General features: G+C 64.5%; 14 protein-coding genes. All 14 read right to left on the bottom strand.

From position 1 onward, the window contains the following. Position 1: 1 nt before the first annotated feature. The 14 genes from miaA to B5F74_RS00110 all read right to left on the bottom strand — a co-directional run bounded on the left by miaA (position 2) and on the right by B5F74_RS00110 (position 16,767). The gene (miaA, locus tag B5F74_RS00175; protein WP_087199054.1) at positions 2–949 is read right to left on the bottom strand and encodes a tRNA (adenosine(37)-N6)-dimethylallyltransferase MiaA; all 948 of its coding nucleotides are present in this window, start codon (positions 947–949) and stop codon (positions 2–4) included. Continuing rightward, a complete protein-coding gene (miaB, locus tag B5F74_RS00170) occupies positions 946–2,304 on the bottom strand; it encodes a tRNA (N6-isopentenyl adenosine(37)-C2)-methylthiotransferase MiaB (protein WP_087199052.1) in 1,359 nt (452 codons plus the stop codon). Before miaB ends, miaA begins: the two co-directional genes overlap by 4 nt. 3 nt (positions 2,305–2,307) lie before the next feature. Beyond that, the gene (locus tag B5F74_RS00165) at positions 2,308–2,628 is read right to left on the bottom strand and encodes a stage V sporulation protein S (RefSeq protein ID WP_087199050.1); all 321 of its coding nucleotides are present in this window, start codon (positions 2,626–2,628) and stop codon (positions 2,308–2,310) included. Positions 2,629–2,714: 86 nt separating this feature from the next. Beyond that, positions 2,715–3,803: a sensor histidine kinase gene (locus tag B5F74_RS00160; RefSeq protein WP_087199048.1), complete on the bottom strand. Its 1,089-nt coding sequence runs from the start codon at positions 3,801–3,803 to the stop codon at positions 2,715–2,717. A gap of 5 nt (positions 3,804–3,808) precedes the next feature. Next, positions 3,809–5,359, bottom strand: coding sequence for a ribonuclease Y (rny, locus tag B5F74_RS00155; protein ID WP_066832012.1), 1,551 nt, complete (start codon positions 5,357–5,359; stop codon positions 3,809–3,811). A 268-nt stretch (positions 5,360–5,627) separates the two neighbouring features. Beyond that, the gene (locus B5F74_RS00150) at positions 5,628–6,314 is read right to left on the bottom strand and encodes a regulatory protein RecX (RefSeq protein ID WP_239283292.1); all 687 of its coding nucleotides are present in this window, start codon (positions 6,312–6,314) and stop codon (positions 5,628–5,630) included. Between the two features lie 2 nt (positions 6,315–6,316). Continuing rightward, the gene (recA, locus tag B5F74_RS00145; RefSeq protein WP_066832010.1) at positions 6,317–7,411 is read right to left on the bottom strand and encodes a recombinase RecA; all 1,095 of its coding nucleotides are present in this window, start codon (positions 7,409–7,411) and stop codon (positions 6,317–6,319) included. A 270-nt stretch (positions 7,412–7,681) separates the two neighbouring features. Next, positions 7,682–8,200: a CinA family protein gene (locus B5F74_RS00140; RefSeq protein WP_087199046.1), complete on the bottom strand. Its 519-nt coding sequence runs from the start codon at positions 8,198–8,200 to the stop codon at positions 7,682–7,684. 15 nt (positions 8,201–8,215) lie between these two features. Continuing rightward, positions 8,216–8,857: a CDP-diacylglycerol--glycerol-3-phosphate 3-phosphatidyltransferase gene (gene pgsA / locus B5F74_RS00135; RefSeq protein ID WP_087199044.1), complete on the bottom strand. Its 642-nt coding sequence runs from the start codon at positions 8,855–8,857 to the stop codon at positions 8,216–8,218. Positions 8,858–8,866: 9 nt separating this feature from the next. Next, complete coding sequence (gene rimO, locus B5F74_RS00130; RefSeq protein WP_087199042.1) at positions 8,867–10,219, bottom strand: 30S ribosomal protein S12 methylthiotransferase RimO; 1,353 nt, start codon at positions 10,217–10,219, stop codon at positions 8,867–8,869. Between the two features lie 41 nt (positions 10,220–10,260). Then, on the bottom strand, positions 10,261–10,758 hold the full coding sequence (locus B5F74_RS00125) for a YajQ family cyclic di-GMP-binding protein (protein ID WP_087199040.1): 498 nt from the start codon (positions 10,756–10,758) through the stop codon (positions 10,261–10,263). Positions 10,759–10,788: 30 nt separating this feature from the next. Further along, entirely contained in the window at positions 10,789–12,189 is a 1,401-nt protein-coding gene (locus B5F74_RS00120) for a helix-turn-helix transcriptional regulator (protein WP_087199038.1), read from the bottom strand. After that, the gene (locus B5F74_RS00115) at positions 12,189–15,089 is read right to left on the bottom strand and encodes a DNA translocase FtsK (RefSeq protein WP_087199037.1); all 2,901 of its coding nucleotides are present in this window, start codon (positions 15,087–15,089) and stop codon (positions 12,189–12,191) included. The genes B5F74_RS00120 and B5F74_RS00115 overlap by 1 nt, the downstream gene beginning before the upstream one ends. Before the next feature lies 1 nt (position 15,090). After that, on the bottom strand, positions 15,091–16,767 hold the full coding sequence (locus tag B5F74_RS00110) for a ribonuclease J (protein WP_087199035.1): 1,677 nt from the start codon (positions 16,765–16,767) through the stop codon (positions 15,091–15,093). Between the last annotated feature and the right edge of the window lie 210 nt (positions 16,768–16,977).

Here is a 16,977-nt window from a genome sequence, read left to right as displayed (position 1 = left end):
CTCAGCCTCTCTCGTATTCTTCGATGATGCGTTGAGCGGCCTGCTCGACGCCCATCTCGTCCATATCAAGCCAAACGATGCGCCCATCGCGCCTGAACCAGGAAAGCTGGCGCTTGGCATAGCGACGTGAGCGCATCTTGATGGTATCGATCGCCTCGGACATTGTGCAACGATGCTCGAGGGCGTCGATAATCTCCTTGTACCCGATCGCCTGCCGCGAGGTCAATGCGTCCGCAGCACCGTGCGCCACGAGTTCGCGGACCTCATCGACAAGGCCTGCGCGCACCATCTGGTCCACGCGTTCGTCGATGCGGGCGTACAGCCGCTGCCGATCCATGGTCAACGCGAACTGCATGCTTTCGTACCGAGCGCGGGGGCAAGAGAATCCCGAGCTCTGATCGGCATACGACACCCCCTCGTCAAGCATCTCGAGGGCACGGATCGTCCGGCGTACGTTATGGGGATGGATCAGGGCGGCGCTGCGCGGGTCGCGCTCGGAAAGCACGGCGTGGATCCCCTCATCGCCCAGCTCCGCGGCCATAGCCTGATACCGCATGCGGGACGAGCTCTCGACATCGCCGCTCGGGAAGTCCATCTCATCGAGGGCAGCTCGGACATAGAGACCCGTCCCGCCGCACAAAATGGGCGCTTTGCCGCAACCGAGCAATCGGTCTATCTCGCGGCGTGCATCGATCTGGTACAGCGCTGCCGAGTAGGCCTCGCAGGGGTCGACGATATCGACGAGCAGCAGCGGGACCCGGCGCTCGGCCACCGGCGTTTTAGCCGTACCGATATCCATACCCCGATACACCTGCATGGCATCCGCGGAAATGACTTCCGTATCGAGCCGGACGGCAACCTCGTCGGCCACCGCGCTTTTGCCGGACGCCGTGGGACCGACTATTGCGATGACCGGTTTTACCTGCGTCTCTCCCCTGCCGTCACTCATCGCGGAGATCCGACCACCGTTCCAGACAGATACCAGGTGCGCGCTCGATCGACGTCGACGTCGACGATCTTGCCGATAAGCTCGTCCACCGTGTACCCCTCGGGAATCGGAGCGTGAACCGTCTGGTTCTTGGGGCTCTTGCCCAGAAGCCTGGTCGCATCCTTTTTCGAGGTGCCCTCGACGAGCATGGGCACAACCGTATGGAGATCGTGCTGGTTGTAGGCGTACGCGCCGTCCTCGATGACCTTCACGAGACGGTTGAAGCGCTCGAGGATGACATCGCGCGGCGTGGGGTCCTCGATGGTCGCCGCCGGCGTGCCCGCTCGCTTAGAGTAGATGAACGTGAACGCATGCGCGTATCCCACCTGCTCCGCCAACGACAGCGTCTGCTCGAAGTCCTCCTCGGTCTCACCCGGGAAACCGACGATGATATCCGTGGAAAGCGCGATGTCGGGTATCCGCTCCCGAACCTGGTCGATGAGCGCGAGGTACTGCTCACGGGTATAGCGGCGGTTCATCAACTTGAGGATGCGGGAGGAACCGGACTGGACCGCCAGATGCAGCTGCGGCATCACCGCGGGAACCTCCGCCATGGCATCGATGGTCTCGGGCAGAAGGTCTTTCGGATGGGACGACGTGAAGAAGATGCGCTCGATACCGGTATCGCCCACCGCGCGCAGCAGCTCCGCAAAACGGGGAGCCCCGAACAGGTCGCGCCCATAGGAGTTCACGTTCTGACCGAGCAGCGTGATCTCGCGCACGCCGATGCGGACGAGCCCCGTGACCTCGTCGACGATCTCCTCGAACGAGCGGCTCTTCTCGCGTCCGCGAACATAGGGGACGATGCAGTAGCTGCAGAAGTTGTTGCAGCCCGTCATGATGGGAACCCAGGCGCGATAGTTTTCAGCGCGGTGCCACGGCATGTCCGTCGCGGCGCCGGAGTCCTTCTCTTCGCAGCGAATGTGGTGGCCGCCCTCCATAAACGCCTGCTCGAGCAGTTCTGCGACATGGGCGATGGACGCCGTGCCGAAGATGACGTCCACGTTATCGAGATTCGTCAACAAGCCGGCACCGTCGCGCTGCGCGATGCAGCCGCCGACCGCGATCACGCGCTTGCCGCCCGGAGGCGCGGGAAGGCTCTTGCAGGAAGAGCACTGACCGTACAGACGGGTGTCTGCCGCCTCGCGCACGCAGCACGTCATGAAGACGACGATGTCCGCCTCGGCGGGCTCAGCCACCTCAAGGCAACCGCACGAATCCAGAAGACCGCTCACGCGCTCCGAATCGTGCATATTCATTTGGCAGCCGAACGTACGGATGAAATAGGTTTTACCGGAAAGAACAGAGGATTGCATACCCTACCCGACTCGAAGATTATCGTCTGTGAAATCGAAGGTGTCGCCCGCCTGCGCGGAAAGCCGATGCACGTACACCGAGAGCCTGATCGCCGTACGGGATTCACCGTTGATAAGGATATCGGAGAACACCGGAGCGCACGAGATGTCGAACCCGGTGGGAATCAGAAAACCACGAGCGATCGCGATGGCCTTGATCGCCTGGTTCACCGCGCCAGCTCCGACGCATTGCATATTGACGGGCACGCCGTCTTTTACCATACCGGCAATGGCGCCGGCAACCGACGCGGGCGACGACTTGCTCGATACCTTCAGGAACTCCATGCTACATTTCTCCTGCGTGTAGTGCATAATTAAGGCATTATGAAGACTTTATCGTATCGGACCCCCTGATACAAGCGCAAGAGCGGCTATTCCTCCTTGCCGATATCGAACGTGATGGTGATGCGGTCGCGCGTCACCCGGATCTTGGGGTCGTTGACGAGATTCAGATAGTACCGGGACGCGAGCTCGTTGAAATCGCGCTCGACCGCTCGAGAGAACTGGCTCAGGTCCTCGTGGGCGATCTTGAGCCCGCGTCTGTCGCGCGCCAGGTCAACGGGCCCCGCCTGCTTCGGCGCCACCTTGGTCCGTTCGCGAAGCAGACGCGCGGAGACGCTCCGTACCGGCTTGATGGTGCCCGCGAGGATGCGGTGCGCCGTGCGCTCGGACACATCGATGCCTATCTCCTTGGCAACGCGCATGAAGTCGGAGGCATCTCCTGCATTCCCCAGACGATCGATGACGGGAAGCTGGTTGGCGTCATCGACGAACAGCAGCGTCGAGGCATCGAGCGAAGAAGAGGCATGGGAGAACAGCGTCGCCGCGATTTCGGCCGGAGAGCCGAGGAAGACGTCGCAGCCGTGCAGCTCGCTCAAGGCGAACTCGCATGCCGAGCGGATGATGTTGTGCGGCCCGCGCGTGCAGCTGAAAACCCCCGCGTCATCCTTCTCCGCCAAGGGCCATGTCGACTGGTCGGCGCGCTCGGAGAGCTTATCGGTGTCGACGACCACGCGAATCGCCGAGCCCTTGCCGGGAGCGGAGGTGACGACGTGCGCGGACTCGGCGTTCTGGCGAATGGAGAACAACGCCATGCCGCGCCCGTGGACGCCCCACTGGTCCATCTTCATCGTCTCGAGCTTCGAGGTCACGCGTGCGTCGAAGATGCGCTCATGCATGTCGGACGGAATGCCGGAGCCGTTATCAAGAAAGAGGAGCGTGCGGGCACGCTCCTCTTTAGCTGTGGCGACATAGATCTTCGTGGCGCCGGCATCGCGCGCGTTGCGAAGCATCTCGATAACGATGTCCTCGACATGCTGGATGTCGTGCTTGGCCTGACGGCGCTCAGCCTCGGAGACGCGAAGCTTCACGAAACCCTCGCCGAGATTCTCCTCGACGCGCAGGTTCCCCTCACCGGACATGGAGGCGATAAACGAAATGAGCTCGTTCGCGTCAGACATGGGCGCTACTTGGCGATATCGACGGCACGACTCTCGCGGATAACGACGACGCGGACCTGGCCGGGATACTCCATCTCGTCCTCGATCTGATGCGCGATATCATGCGCGAGCACCGTTGCCTGGGCATCGGAGATCTTGTCGGGCTGAACCATGACGTGCACCTCGCGACCAGCCTGCATGGCATAGGTGCGCTCGACGCCTGCATGGGAGTTGGCGATCTCCTCGAGCTTCTCAAGGCGCTTGATGTAGCTTTCAGCGGATTCGCGGCGAGCACCGGGACGGGACGCCGAGATGGCGTCGCCGGCCTGAACGAGGACCGCGAGCACCGAGCTGGGGTCGACGTCGCCGTGATGGGCCTCGATGGCGTGCACGATCGCGGGCTTCTCGCCATAGCGGCGGGCGAGATCAGCGCCGATGACCGCATGCGGGCCCTCGACCTCGTGATCGATCGCCTTGCCCAGATCGTGCAGGAGGCCGGCGCGCTTGGCGGCGCGCACGTCGACGCCGAGCTCGGAAGCCATGATGCCGCAGAGCTCGGAGACCTCGATGGAATGCTGCAGCACGTTCTGGCCGAACGAGGTGCGGTAGCGCAGCGCGCCGAGCGTCTTCACGAGCTCAGGGTGCAGATCGTGGATGCCGGTATCGAACGCGGCCTGCTCACCCGCATCACGCACGCGCTGCTGGACGAGATCGGAGGCCTTGCGGTACATCTCCTCGATGCGCGCAGGGTGAATGCGGCCGTCGGCGATCAGGTTCTCGAGCGCAACGCGCGCCGTCTCGCGACGAACCGGGTCGAAGCTCGACAGCACGACCGTCTCGGGCGTGTCGTCGATCACAAGGTTGACGCCGGACACCTGCTCGAACGTGCGGATGTTGCGGCCCTCGCGACCGATGATGCGGCCCTTGAGGTCATCGGAGGGAATATGCACCGAAGTCACCGTGACCTCAGCGGTGTGATCGGCGGCGCAGCGCTGGATGGCCAGGGAGATGATCTCCTGGGCGGTCTTGTGGCACTCGGCGCGGACCTGCTGCTCGGAGTCGCGGATGATGGCCGCCGCCTCATGGGTCACTTCGCCGCGAACCTTGTCGAGGAGCTCGCGATGGGCGTCCTCGCGGGTGAGCTCCGAGATGCGCTCGAGCTCCGTGGTCTGCTTGGCGACCAGCTGATCGAGCTCACGGGAGCGCTTCTCGATCTGGCCCGCCTGGCTCGACAGCTGGTGCTCGCGCTTGTCGAGCGCGTCGTTGCGGCGATCGAGGGATTCCTCGCGCTGCATGACGCGGTTCTCGAGGGCACGAAGCTCGCGCTTGCGCTGCTTCTCCTCGGCCTCGGCCGCCTGCTTGTTCTGAATGATCTCTTCCTTGGCCTCGAGCAGGGCCTCTTTCTTCATCGTTTCCGCAGTACGCTTGGCATCGCCGATCAAGCGCTCCGCCTCCGCGTGAGCCGACTCGATCTTCGAATCGGCCTCTCGCAGGCTTCCGCTCTTGGCGCTGCGCATGGCGATTGCGGCAACGGCAGCCCCGATGAGGAGGCATACAATGCCGATCGCTACTTCCATGCTCAGTTCTCCTTAATCATTACGCATTCTTTAACAGACAAAGCACCGCCCGTGCTGTCACACGGACGGCGAGACATTTGCTAGGGATGAGTCACCCAGTATGAAAGTCGACATTGACAGTACAAATATCTATCTCATCTATGATGAGCGCATATCACATAACAAATGACTTTTTAATCCTACGTTTACTCAGTCGCGATGTCAAACAAGCAGACGGTGTATGGAAAGGATACATATGTGAGCGGCGGCGGACACAATACGGCAACGGTTAATCGTCTGCAAGACGGTCACGAACGGCGTCGGAGGCGATACCGTATGAGAACCCGCGTGTCACGAGGAATCTCACGAGCTTCTCGAACGCCCGCTCGGAAGGAACGGTTTTGCGCTCAAGGGCCGCACGCGCACGGGCGAGGTCGTCCTCCTCGGAAAAGTACCGCTCGGGGTAGCCGGGAACGGCTTCGAGATCGACGCCTTTCCTCACGAGCTCGGCCTCGATGCGCCTGCGTCCCCAGCCGCGGCGCAGGCGCTCCTCGATGAAGTAGCCGGCAAAGCGGCTGTCGTCGACAAAGCGATGGCTTTGGGCGCGGGCGATGGCGGGCTCGATCTCCTCGGTCCGGAACCCGTACGACAAGAGCTTCCGTCTGAGCTCGTCGACCGCATGATCCCTTCGTGAGAGAATCTCTGTGATCATGGCGAAGCACACGCGGCCTTCGAGCGCATGGATAGCATCGAACGCATCATCGACCGGACAAGGGAAAGCGATGCCCGCCTCGTCAAGCACGCGGCCCACGCGGACGGGCACGACGATCTGGCGCTCATCACCGGAGTCGAGCGTAAGCGTGACCTCGGCCATCGGCTTTCGGCCGCACGCCTGAGCCCGGGCACGCGCCGCGGCGTCGGGAAGCCTCACCTCGAGGGCAACGGCCTCGGCGGCCGTCGCGCCCTGTTCCCCCACGGCTACTCCTCAGCGGGACCGGTCGTCAGATCGACGGCCTCCCCCACCGGCTCGTCCTCGAACTCAAGCCCGCAGGAGACGCGCACCTTGTGCTCGATCTCCTCAGCGAGGCCGGGGTTCGTGCGCAGGAACTCCTTGGCGGCTTCGCGACCCTGACCCAAGCGCTCGGTCTCATAGGTGTACCATGCGCCTGATTTGGTCACGATGCCGAAGTCGACGCCCATATCCAGGATAGAGCCTTCTTTGGAGATACCCGTACCGTACATGATGTCGAACTCAGCGGTCCTGAAGGGGGCCGCGACCTTGTTCTTGACGACTTTGCAGCGCACGCGGCTGCCCACGACCTCCTGGCCGTTCTTGATCTGGTCGATGCGGCGGATATCGATACGGACCGACGAGAAGAACTTGAGGGCGCGACCGCCGGTCGTGGTCTCGGGATTTCCGAACATGACGCCGATCTTCTCGCGCAGCTGGTTGATGAAGATGCAGGTCGTACGCGATTTGGCGAGGGAGCCGGCGAGCTTGCGCAGCGCCTGGCTCATGAGGCGCGCCTGCAGGCCAACCGAGGAGTCGCCGATCTCGCCCTCGATCTCGGCGCGGGGCACGAGCGCGGCGACCGAGTCGATGACGACGACGTCGATGGCGCCGGAGCGCACGAGCATGTCGCAGATCTCGAGGGCCTGTTCGCCGGTATCGGGCTGCGAGATGAGCACCTCGTCGATATCGACGCCGATGCGGGCGGCATAGCCGGGATCGAGCGCGTGCTCGGCGTCGATAAACGCAACGACACCGCCAGCCGCCTGCGCTTCGGCGCAGATCTCGAGCGCAAGCGTGGTCTTACCGGAAGACTCGGGTCCATAGATCTCAATGATGCGCCCGCGCGGAACTCCTCCGATACCCAATGCTGCGTCGAGAGCCAGCGCTCCGGTGGGAATCGCTTCGATCTCGAGCTCAGGACCTCCGTCGCCATAGCGCATGATGGCGCCCTTGCCGAACTTCTTCTCGATGTCGGCCTTGGTCAAGTCGATCATCTTGTCGCGTTCTTCGCCGAACGTGCGCTCGTGAATCTGGCGCGCCGGACCTGAACTCTTTGCCATGCGAATCCTCCCTAGAACGTTACCGTCTTGACTATATTCGAACAGCTGTTCGCAGTCAAGAACTGACGAGGATATCCTAGAGTACGACCCTGACGAGATGTCCCGTGTGTCCCGACGGGTCTCCGGCGCGCCCTGCACCAAGTCCGACCGGATTCCAAACCGGCAGCTATGGACCCACATCCACGTGTATTTGACTGTGGGCCTGTATGCTTCGCCGCGCGATGCATCCGCAAAAGGACATGACGGGCCACGCGTATCAAGAGCAGTCAGCTACCTGCTTTCGGCGCATTCGTCCAGACACTCGAGTATGAGCTTCAGCGCCCGTATGGCGGAGCGCATCCGGACGCCGAGACGGTCTCCGTCGAACACCTCGCGCACGGAACGTACGCCCGCATCGCTGGCGATTCCCAGATACACCGTTCCGACGGGGTTCTCCTCGGTCCCACCGGTGGGCCCGGCATAGCCCGTCAGGCTCACCGCGATGTCGGTCGAAAACAGGTTGCGCGCACCCGTCGCCATCTCGCGGGCAACCGGATGCGAGACCTCGGTGAAGCGATCGAGCGAGTCGTTGCTCACCCCGAGGACCGCATGCTTGATCTCGTTGACGTAGGTGACGGCCCCTCCGCGCAGGATCTCAGAGGCGCCGGGGACGCCCGCAATCGACGAGCAGACCATGCCCGCGGTCAGCGACTCGGCCGAAGCGACGGTGACCCCGCGCTCCGAGCAGCGCGTAACGACCTCATGCGCCATCTCGTCGATCTGGCGCTGCAGTTCCTCATGTCCTCGCATGGACCCGCTCCTTCGCTACGAGAAGATGACCGACCGGCCGTTCCAGAAATACTGGATGCCGGAAACGACGGTGAGCACCACGGCCGCGATCATGAGCGCATCGGAGATGAGCAGAAGCCAGCTTGCGAGCGACGTGGCCAAGCCGGTCGCTCCAGCCGCAGCCGACAGGGCGAACGTGAACAGATACGCGCAGATGGCCACCATAGTCACGGCGGTCTTGGCCTTGCCGAGCTTGTCAGCGGCGATCACCACGCCGGCCGCGCTCGCGACCATGCGCAGTGCGCTCACCAGAAACTCGCGCACCAGGATGATGAAGACGAACCACAGGTTCACGTAGCCGATGTCCATCAGGAGGAGCAGTGCGGAGAACACGAGCAGCTTGTCCGCGATCGGATCGAGGAACTTACCGAAGTCGGTGATCTCGTGGCGCGAGCGCGCCAGGTACCCGTCGACCTTGTCGGTCAAGCTCAGGACCATATACAGGACGAACGCCGCGAACGCGAGCCCGACGGAAACCTGGCCGGACCCGTTGTTGTACGACAGGTCGCAAAGCACCATGAACACCGGGATGAACACGATGCGCACGCAGGTCACGATATTCGCCGGGGTCCAGATGCTCGGATGCCCCTCGGGGACAGAGGTGCCAGAAGTACCCATGATTCCTCGCTATTCCACAACATGGCCGACAAGCTCGTAGCAGAAGCTGTCGGTGAACTCTACTTCGAGGATATCCCCCACGGCGGCCTCGCCCGCATCGAGATGGACGGCGCCGTCGCTGTCGGGAGCCTGGAACCAGGCGTGACCGATGAGCTCATATCCCTCGTCGGTCTGCTCGATGCCATCGACGATGACCTGCGCGCGCTCGCCGACATGGGATGCCGTCGCGGCGAAGCCCAGCGATTCGGCCAGGTCCATCGCAGCCTGGGTGCGCTCGAGCTTCACGTCGTCGTCGATCTGGCCGTCGAGCTTGACCGCGCGCGTCCCCTCCTCGGGAGAGAAGGAGAACACGCTCGTGTAGTCGAACCCGGTGCGGTCCATGAAGGCGAGCATGCGCTCGTGCTCCTCATCGGTCTCGCCGGGGAAACCGACGAGATACGTGGTGCGGATGACCATGTCGGGAATCTCGCGGCGCAGGCGGGCGAACAGCTCGTCGAGCTCCTCTTCGGAACCGGAGCGGTTCATGGCGGAGAGCACGCGGGAGCTGCAGTGCTGCACGGGGATATCGATATAGGGAAGGACCTCGGGGGTGTCGCGGATCGCGGAGATGAGATCGTCGGTCATGCCCTCAGGCTGCAGGTAGAGGACGCGGATCCAGACGTCATGGGGGCGAACCGCCTCGGCGACGGCGCGCAGCAGCGACGCGAGGTCGTGCGGCCCCTCACCCTCATCGGCGAGGTCGCGGCCCCAGATGCCCGTATCCTGACCGATGAGGACGAGCTCCCGCACGCCCTCGGAGACAAGGTCGACGACCTCGTCGCGGATCTCGGACCACGGACGGCTGCGGTAGCGGCCGCGGATATAGGGGATCGCGCAGAAGCTGCAGAACCGGTCACAGCCGTCGGAGATCTTGACGAAGGCGACAGAGCCCTCGACCGTGCGCTTGACGTCGGGGACATGCGCGGGAACCGCGCGCGTGACGCCCAAAAGGCCGTCAACGACGCCGACGATGCCATCCTCCTCGTCCGTCCTAACGAACGCGGCGACCTCCGGCAGCTCGCCGGGAAGGTCCGCGCCGTAGCGCGAGGGGACGCAGCCGCACATCACGATGGGCAGGCTGCGCACGCCGTCAGCCGCCTCCTCGGCGAGCGCGAGGGTGGCCTCGATGCTCTCCTCGGTCGCGGAGGCAAGAAACGAGCAGGTGTTCACGATGGCGAGGTCGGCCTCCTCCACATCAAGCGCCTCCTCGTAGCCTGCCGCGAGCAGCAGGGAGCGCATCCGGTCGGTATCGACCTCGTTCTTGGCGCACCCGAGCGTGATGAAGTAGACGGCGCCAAAGGCGTCGGCGAATTGTTCGGACATATCCTCGATCCCCTTGATTGCACAAACCCGTACGACGGGTCCTATCGATAGTTGGTGAACTGGAGCGGCTGGCCGTAGTCCTGGTCGCGCAGGAACTGGATGACCTGCTGCAACGCATCCTTGGACGGTGAGGTCACGCGCAGCTTGTCCGCCTCGATGGTGACCTTGACCTTGGCCTTGGTGTCCTTGATGTCCTTGTTGATCTTCTTTGCCGTGGGCTGGTCGATGCCCTCGACGATATGGCCGAGCACGCGGACCGTGCCGCCAGATGCCGCCTGTGGAGCATCCCACTTGACCGCAGCCAGATCGATGCCGCGCTTGATCAGCTTCGAGCCGAACAGGTCGATGATCTGGCGGGCGACGAAGTCGGCGGGGGCGTTCACCGTGACGAGCTTGTCGCTTTTGGACAGCGCGATCGTCGCACCGGAGTCCTTGAGGTCGTAGCGCTGAGAGATCTCGCGCGTCGCCTGCTGGAACGCGTTGTCGACCTCCTGCATATCGACCTGCGACACAACGTCGAAGCTGGAATCTTTTGCCATGGAAGGCTCCTTTCGTCTTGCGGCGGCCCGTTATGCAGCTGCCGCAGCGGAATCGTCAGTCGTGGAGGTGCCGTCGGTGGACTCCCCATCCGTCGTGCCCTCGGCATCGGTCGTGGCGGGGGTCTCGGGCTGCGGCACGTTGATCGTCACCTTGCCGACACCCGAGGTGCGGGTATCCCAGTCGACGCTCTCCCCGTTCTTGGTGATCTCGACGTCGCCGGGATGGTCGACGGTGATCTCGATAGAGGACTCGGGCGTGTAGCTCTGCTCGAACGGGCCCGCGGTCTGGGCCGCATACACGCTCACGCCGTCGACGTAGATCTCGAGCCAGGAGGTGACGCCCTCGGGAATCGCGACGGTGACGTTCGTCTCGACCGGTTCGGTGGGAGTCTGCGGGCTCGTCGCGGTGTCGGCGGCGTCGGCATCCGACGAATCGGTGCCCTGGGTGTCGCTATCGGTCGCAGGGGTGTCCGTCGAGTCGTCGCCCGTCGCGTCATCCTCCTCGCCAGTATCGGTCATCGCGGTCGTCGCGGGGGTTTCAGCCGTTGCGGGATCGGTTGCCGCGGGCGTGGCGGTGCAGCTGCGAACCAGCAGGAAGATCACGAGGATGAGCAGCACCACGATGGCGATCAGGCCGCCGATGATGACGCGCGAGTCGTTGAGAAAGCCGCCGCCCTGGGGCGAGGAGCCGCGACGGGGCGGACGCCCGCCACCGCCGCCGCGATTTCCGGAGCCGCGATACCCGGGGCGCGAGGGCCCGCCGGGGCGCTGGGCGAGCTGGCCCGAGCGCGGCGCACCGCCACGCTGATAAGGACCCGCCTGGCGCCCCATATTCGTCGTGCGCGACAGGTCCTGGGGACGATTCATGCGAACGGTGCGGTCGGGTGCGCCGCCCGGCTCAGGAGCGCCGTAGCCCCCGCGATCGTATCCGGACCCCCCGAGGTCGCGCCCGTACGCATCGCCCGAAGGCAGGTTCGCCGCCCGGCGCTGGTTGTCCGCCACGCGCAGCGGCACGTGGCCGGAGGTGGAATCGGACACGTAGCCGGCCTGCGGCGGCCGTTGCGCGTAGCGCGAATTGGGAGCAGGAGGCGTGTCGACCATGAGGTAGCGCCCGCTCATGCTCGCGCTTCGGGGCACAGGGTTCGTCGCCCCCTCGGTAAACTGGCTTCCGGCCGCGCTGCCGCCGCGCTCGTAGACGTACAGCTCGTCGAAATACGCATTGACCACTTCGCGGGGATTCAGACCGAGGTAGCGGGCATAGCTGGCGATCATGCCCTGCGCGTAGCCGCGCGGGGGCATCGACGCGAAGTTTCCCGTCTCGAAAAACTCGATGATCTGCGGGCGAATCTTGATGACATTGGCGACCTGCTGGATAGACATACCGAGCTCGCGTCGCCTGTTGAGGAGCATCTCTCCGAATCGACTTGCCATCAGAACCCTCCAAACTCATCCTCATCGGCCATGCGGGCCTCGACGGCCTCGAGCGCGGCCAGACCTTCCTCGTCGAGAAGGACCTCGCGCGGCTTCGATCCGTCGGGCGGACCGACCACGCCCTTCTCCTCAAGCATATCCATAATGCGGCCGGCGCGTGCGTAACCGACCTTGAGCCTACGCTGCAAACCGGAAGTTGAACCCAGCTGGGATTCGACGACGATGCGCGCCGCCTCCCAGATGAGCGGGTCGTCGTCGGACGCCTCCCGGGCGCCGGAACCTCCGCCCGCGCCGCCGAGGGCAGCCGGGGAGACCGCCGAGAGGATCTCCTCGTGGTAGTCGGCCGGACTCTGGTCCTTCACGAACTCGACGACCGAGAAGATCTCCTCGTCGGAGACGTAGCAGCCCTGGATGCGCTTGGGCTTGCCCCAGTCGACGCGCGAGAACAGCATGTCGCCCTGGCCGATCAGCTTCTCGGCGCCCGTCTGGTCGAGGATGACGCGCGAGTCGATGCCCGTGGCGACGGTCAGGCCGATACGGTTGGTGATGTTCGCCTTGATGAGGCCGGTGACGACGTTCGAGCTCGGACGCTGGGTGGCCACGATCATATGGATGCCCGCGGCACGTCCGAGCTGCGCGATGCGCACGATGGAGGCCTCTACGTCCTTGCCTGCGACCATCATGAGGTCGGAGAGCTCGTCGATGACGATGACGAGATAGGGCATCTTCGCCGGCGGGTTGTCGTATTTCTCGAACTCTCCGGCAGCCTGCTTCTCGTTGAACGTCGAGATCTTGCGCACGCCGATGCGCTCGAACACCTTGAGGCGGCGCTCCATCTCCGATACCGCCCACTGCAGGGCGCTCGCCGCCTGCTTGGGCTCGGTCACCACCGGGACGTACAGGTGCGGCAGGCCGTCATAGGGGGCGAACTCGACGCGCTTGGGGTCGATCATGATCAGGCGCACGTCCTCGGGGAACGTCCGCATGAGCAGGCTCATGAGGATGGAGCTGATGACGACGGACTTGCCCGAACCGGTGGTGCCCGCGATCAACAGGTGCGGCATCTTGGCGAGATCGGCGACCATGGGCTGGCCCTCCGCGTCGCGGCCCAGGGCGAACTCGAGCGGACCTCCCTGGACATAGGGCAGGATGTCGCCGAACGCGACCGTCTGGCGCGTGCGGTTGGGAATCTCGATGCCCACGAGCGAGGTGCCCGGAATCGGCGCGAAGATGCGCACCGAATCGGTGGCGAGCGACAGGGCGATGTCGTCCTCGAGGCTGGTGATGCGGCTCACGCGCTCGCCTTCACCGGGCTGCACCTTGAAGGTGGTGACGGTGGGGCCGGCGATCCAGCCCACGACGCGAGAGTGCAGGCCGAACTCCTGCAAGGTCGACTGGAGTCCCTCGGCGGTCTGCTCGAGCTCCTTGGACGAGCTGGAGCTTGCCTGCGCCGTGGGGTTGTGGCGGAGCATGGAGACGGGAGGCAGCTGCCTGGTCTCCCCCTCCTCCTCGAGAATTGACGTGGCGGGTGCCGCCGTGCCGGTCGCGGGCAGGGGGCGTGCGGGCGCGGGGCGGCCCTGCGGCGCGGCGGAAGCGGGCGCCGACGCCGCCTGCGATGCCTTGGTAGCAGAGGCGCCGGCAGCGGCCTTGCGCAGGAAGTCGGGCACGGGCTGCGCGGCGATCTCGGCGTCGGGCTCCGGCGCGCGTTCGCGCGTGGACGCCTTCGCGGCATCATCGGCCTTGGCGACCTTGGCCGCGCGGCGCGCCTCCGTTTTCCCTTCGACCGGCTCGTCCCAGGGCAGAACATCCTGGGGCTCGATCGCGGAATCGGCATCTTGGACCTTCGCCTCGCTCTTCAGGGCGGAGCGGGCGCCGGAGATGATATCGAGAGCGGACCCTGCGGCCTTGGGCGTGCGTGTGGGCTTCTCGAGGACCTCGGTCTTGGCGGTAGCTGGGGCGAAGCGCTCCTCTACCGGGATCAAGGTGGTCTTTGCCTGCTCGGCCTTCACCTGGGCCGACACGTCGACGAAGGGATCCTCATCGGTATCGGGCTCGTCATCGGCACCGAGCACCGTGGTGGTCTGATTGCCCAGAAACGTGGTCTCGGCGGTCCCGTCGCCATCGAACAGGCGGCCCTGCTTGGGCTTTACCGGACGCGGCATCTTGCGCGGGGTGCGCCTGGCGGGCGCCACGGACGCGGCCTCGCTATCGCCCCACGGGCTGTCGTTCACGTCGATATGGCGGCGCTGGGCCAAACGCTCCACGCGCTCAGCGGCCGACCGGGCGACATCGCTGATGGAAAACCCGATGATCACGAGACCCAGCACGACGAATCCCACGAGCACCACGTAGGAGATCGCCTTTCCGAGCGCGCCCTGAAGGGTGCTCGCTATGAACGCCCCGAGGTAGCCGCCCGAAGAGGACAGGTTCTGCGGAATGAACATGGCGTCGCTCGACAGCTCGGTGCCGGGCACGGCGAGCGACAGCATGGCGACCGCAGAGCAGAAGATGAGCACGGCGCCTGCACAGGTCCTTGCCGAGACCGGCGTGGAACCCTTGATGAAGAGCATGGCAGCGCAGCCGAGCAGAACAAGCGGCAGCAGGTAGCCCCCCAGGCCGAAGCCCAGGTGGTAGAACCCGGCGATGGCGCTGGTGACGGGTGCGCTCGAGGGCGAGACGACGGCGATGAACGAGGCGACGGCCACGACGGCGAGGATCACGCCCGCGATATCGCGGCCGGACCCCTCGCCGAGCAGGGGTGCCACCTCGACGGCCTCGGCGGCGCGCCCCTCATTGGCGCGCAGCCCGGCTGCAGCCTGCGCCGCCTTCGAGCGTCCCTTAGCCGAAGCCTTGCCTTTTGCCTGGCCCTTGCGGGCGTTGTTCGAACCCGTGGCCGCCACGCTAGACCTCCATGACGACCGGGATGATCATCGGGCGCGTGTGCATGCGGTTCCAGATGAAGTTGGACAGCGAGTCGCGCACCGCCTTGCGCAGCGCATCGGTGCCACTGCTGGTGTAGTTGAACGTGCCCTTCTCGATGACCTTCATGACGGACGCGGAGGCATCCGCCGAGAACTCGTCATCGATGGTGAACGAGACGCCGCGGCCGGAGAACTCGATCGCATCGATCTTCTTGCGCTTGAGCGAGACGATGGCCACGGCGGTCACCATGCCGTCGTTGGCGAGCTTCTGGCGGTCGCGCAGCACGATGGGGTCGGTGTCGCCGATACGCAGGCCGTCGACGTAGACCACGCCGGACTCCACCGACGCGCCGCGCTTGACCACGCCGTTACGCATCTCGAGGGAGTCGCCGTTGTCGAGGATGAAGATATGGTCGCTCGGGATGCCGACCTTGCGGGCGAGCTCGGCGTGCGCGCGCAGGTGCACGGCCTCACCGTGGACGGGCATGAAGTAGCTCGGCTTGGTCATGGCGAGCATGAGCTTGAGCTCCTCCTGGCTGCCATGGCCCGACACGTGCACGAGCGTGCGGTTCTTGTCGTAGACGTTACAGCCGATCTTGGCCAGGCTGTTGACGACCTGCTGGACGCCCTTCTCGTTGCCCGGAATGGGCGTCGCGGAGATGATGACCGTGTCGCCCTCGTGCATGGAGAGCGTCTTGTGCTCGCCGTTCGCCATGCGGGACAGCGCGGAGAGCGGCTCGCCCTGAGAACCCGTGCACATGACCACGATCTGGTCCTCGGGGATGTTGTTGATCTCGTAGGCGTCGATAATGTCCTCTTCGGGGATATCGAGGTAGCCGAGCTCGCGGGCCACGCGGGTGTTGGTGAGCATCGAGCGGCCGGTGACCACGATCTTGCGCCCGCAGGTGCGCGCCGCATCGCAGATCTGCTGCAGGCGGTGGATATGGCTCGAGAAGCTCGCAACGAACACGCGACCGGGCGCGTTCTTGATGGCCGCAAGCAACGACGGGCCGACCTCGGCCTCGGACTTGGTGAAGCCGGGGCGCGTGGCGTTGGTGGAGTCGGACATGAGCAGGTCGATGCCCTGCTTGGCAAAGCGGCTGATGGCGGCGTAATCAGGCGTCACGCCGTCGATGGGCGTCTGGTCGAGCTTGAAGTCGCCCGTGTGCATGACCGTGCCCTGGGGCGTGCGGATGAATACGCCGAGCGCACCGGGGATGGAGTGGGTCATCGCGAAGAAATCGAGCTGGATGGAGCCGAGGTTCACATGCGTGCCGCCGTTGACCTCGCGGAACTTAGGGGCACGGATGCGGAACTCGGCGAGCTTGCCCTCGATGAAGCCGAGCGTGAGCTTGCTCGAGAAGATGGGCACCTTGTTGTTGAGATCCTGGAGGAGGTACGGCAGAGAGCCCGTGTGGTCCTCGTGGCCGTGCGTGACCACGATGCCGCGCAGCTTGTCCTCGTGCTCCAGCACATAAGTGTAATCGGGCAGCACCAGGTCGATGCCGGGCTGCGTGTCGTCGGGGAACATGAGGCCCGCGTCGACGAGCACCATGTCCTCGCCGCACTCGAACACCGTCATGTTCTTGCCGATACCGTCAAGGCCGCCCAAGGGGATGATCTTGAGCGGCGCGGGCTTTTTCTTAGTTGTTGCCATGGGGTCGATTAGATCCTTTCTGTCGATCCGAGTATCCAAACGACGGACGCACCGCCGTGACGTTCAAATCCATGCCGCACGTGAGAGCTGCGGCAGGTGCATAGTGATATTGCATTGTACCAATTCGGGGCGCTCCCCATTCGAGCCCAGACGTTATCCCTACACAAAGCGTGGATTTGACAGGACGCACGGATATGGGTTGTTTGGGGA

Source organism: Collinsella sp. An271, from assembly GCF_002159695.1.
Classification (GTDB): domain Bacteria; phylum Actinomycetota; class Coriobacteriia; order Coriobacteriales; family Coriobacteriaceae; genus Collinsella; species Collinsella ihumii.
This window is presented reverse-complemented; position numbering and strand designations above follow the sequence as displayed.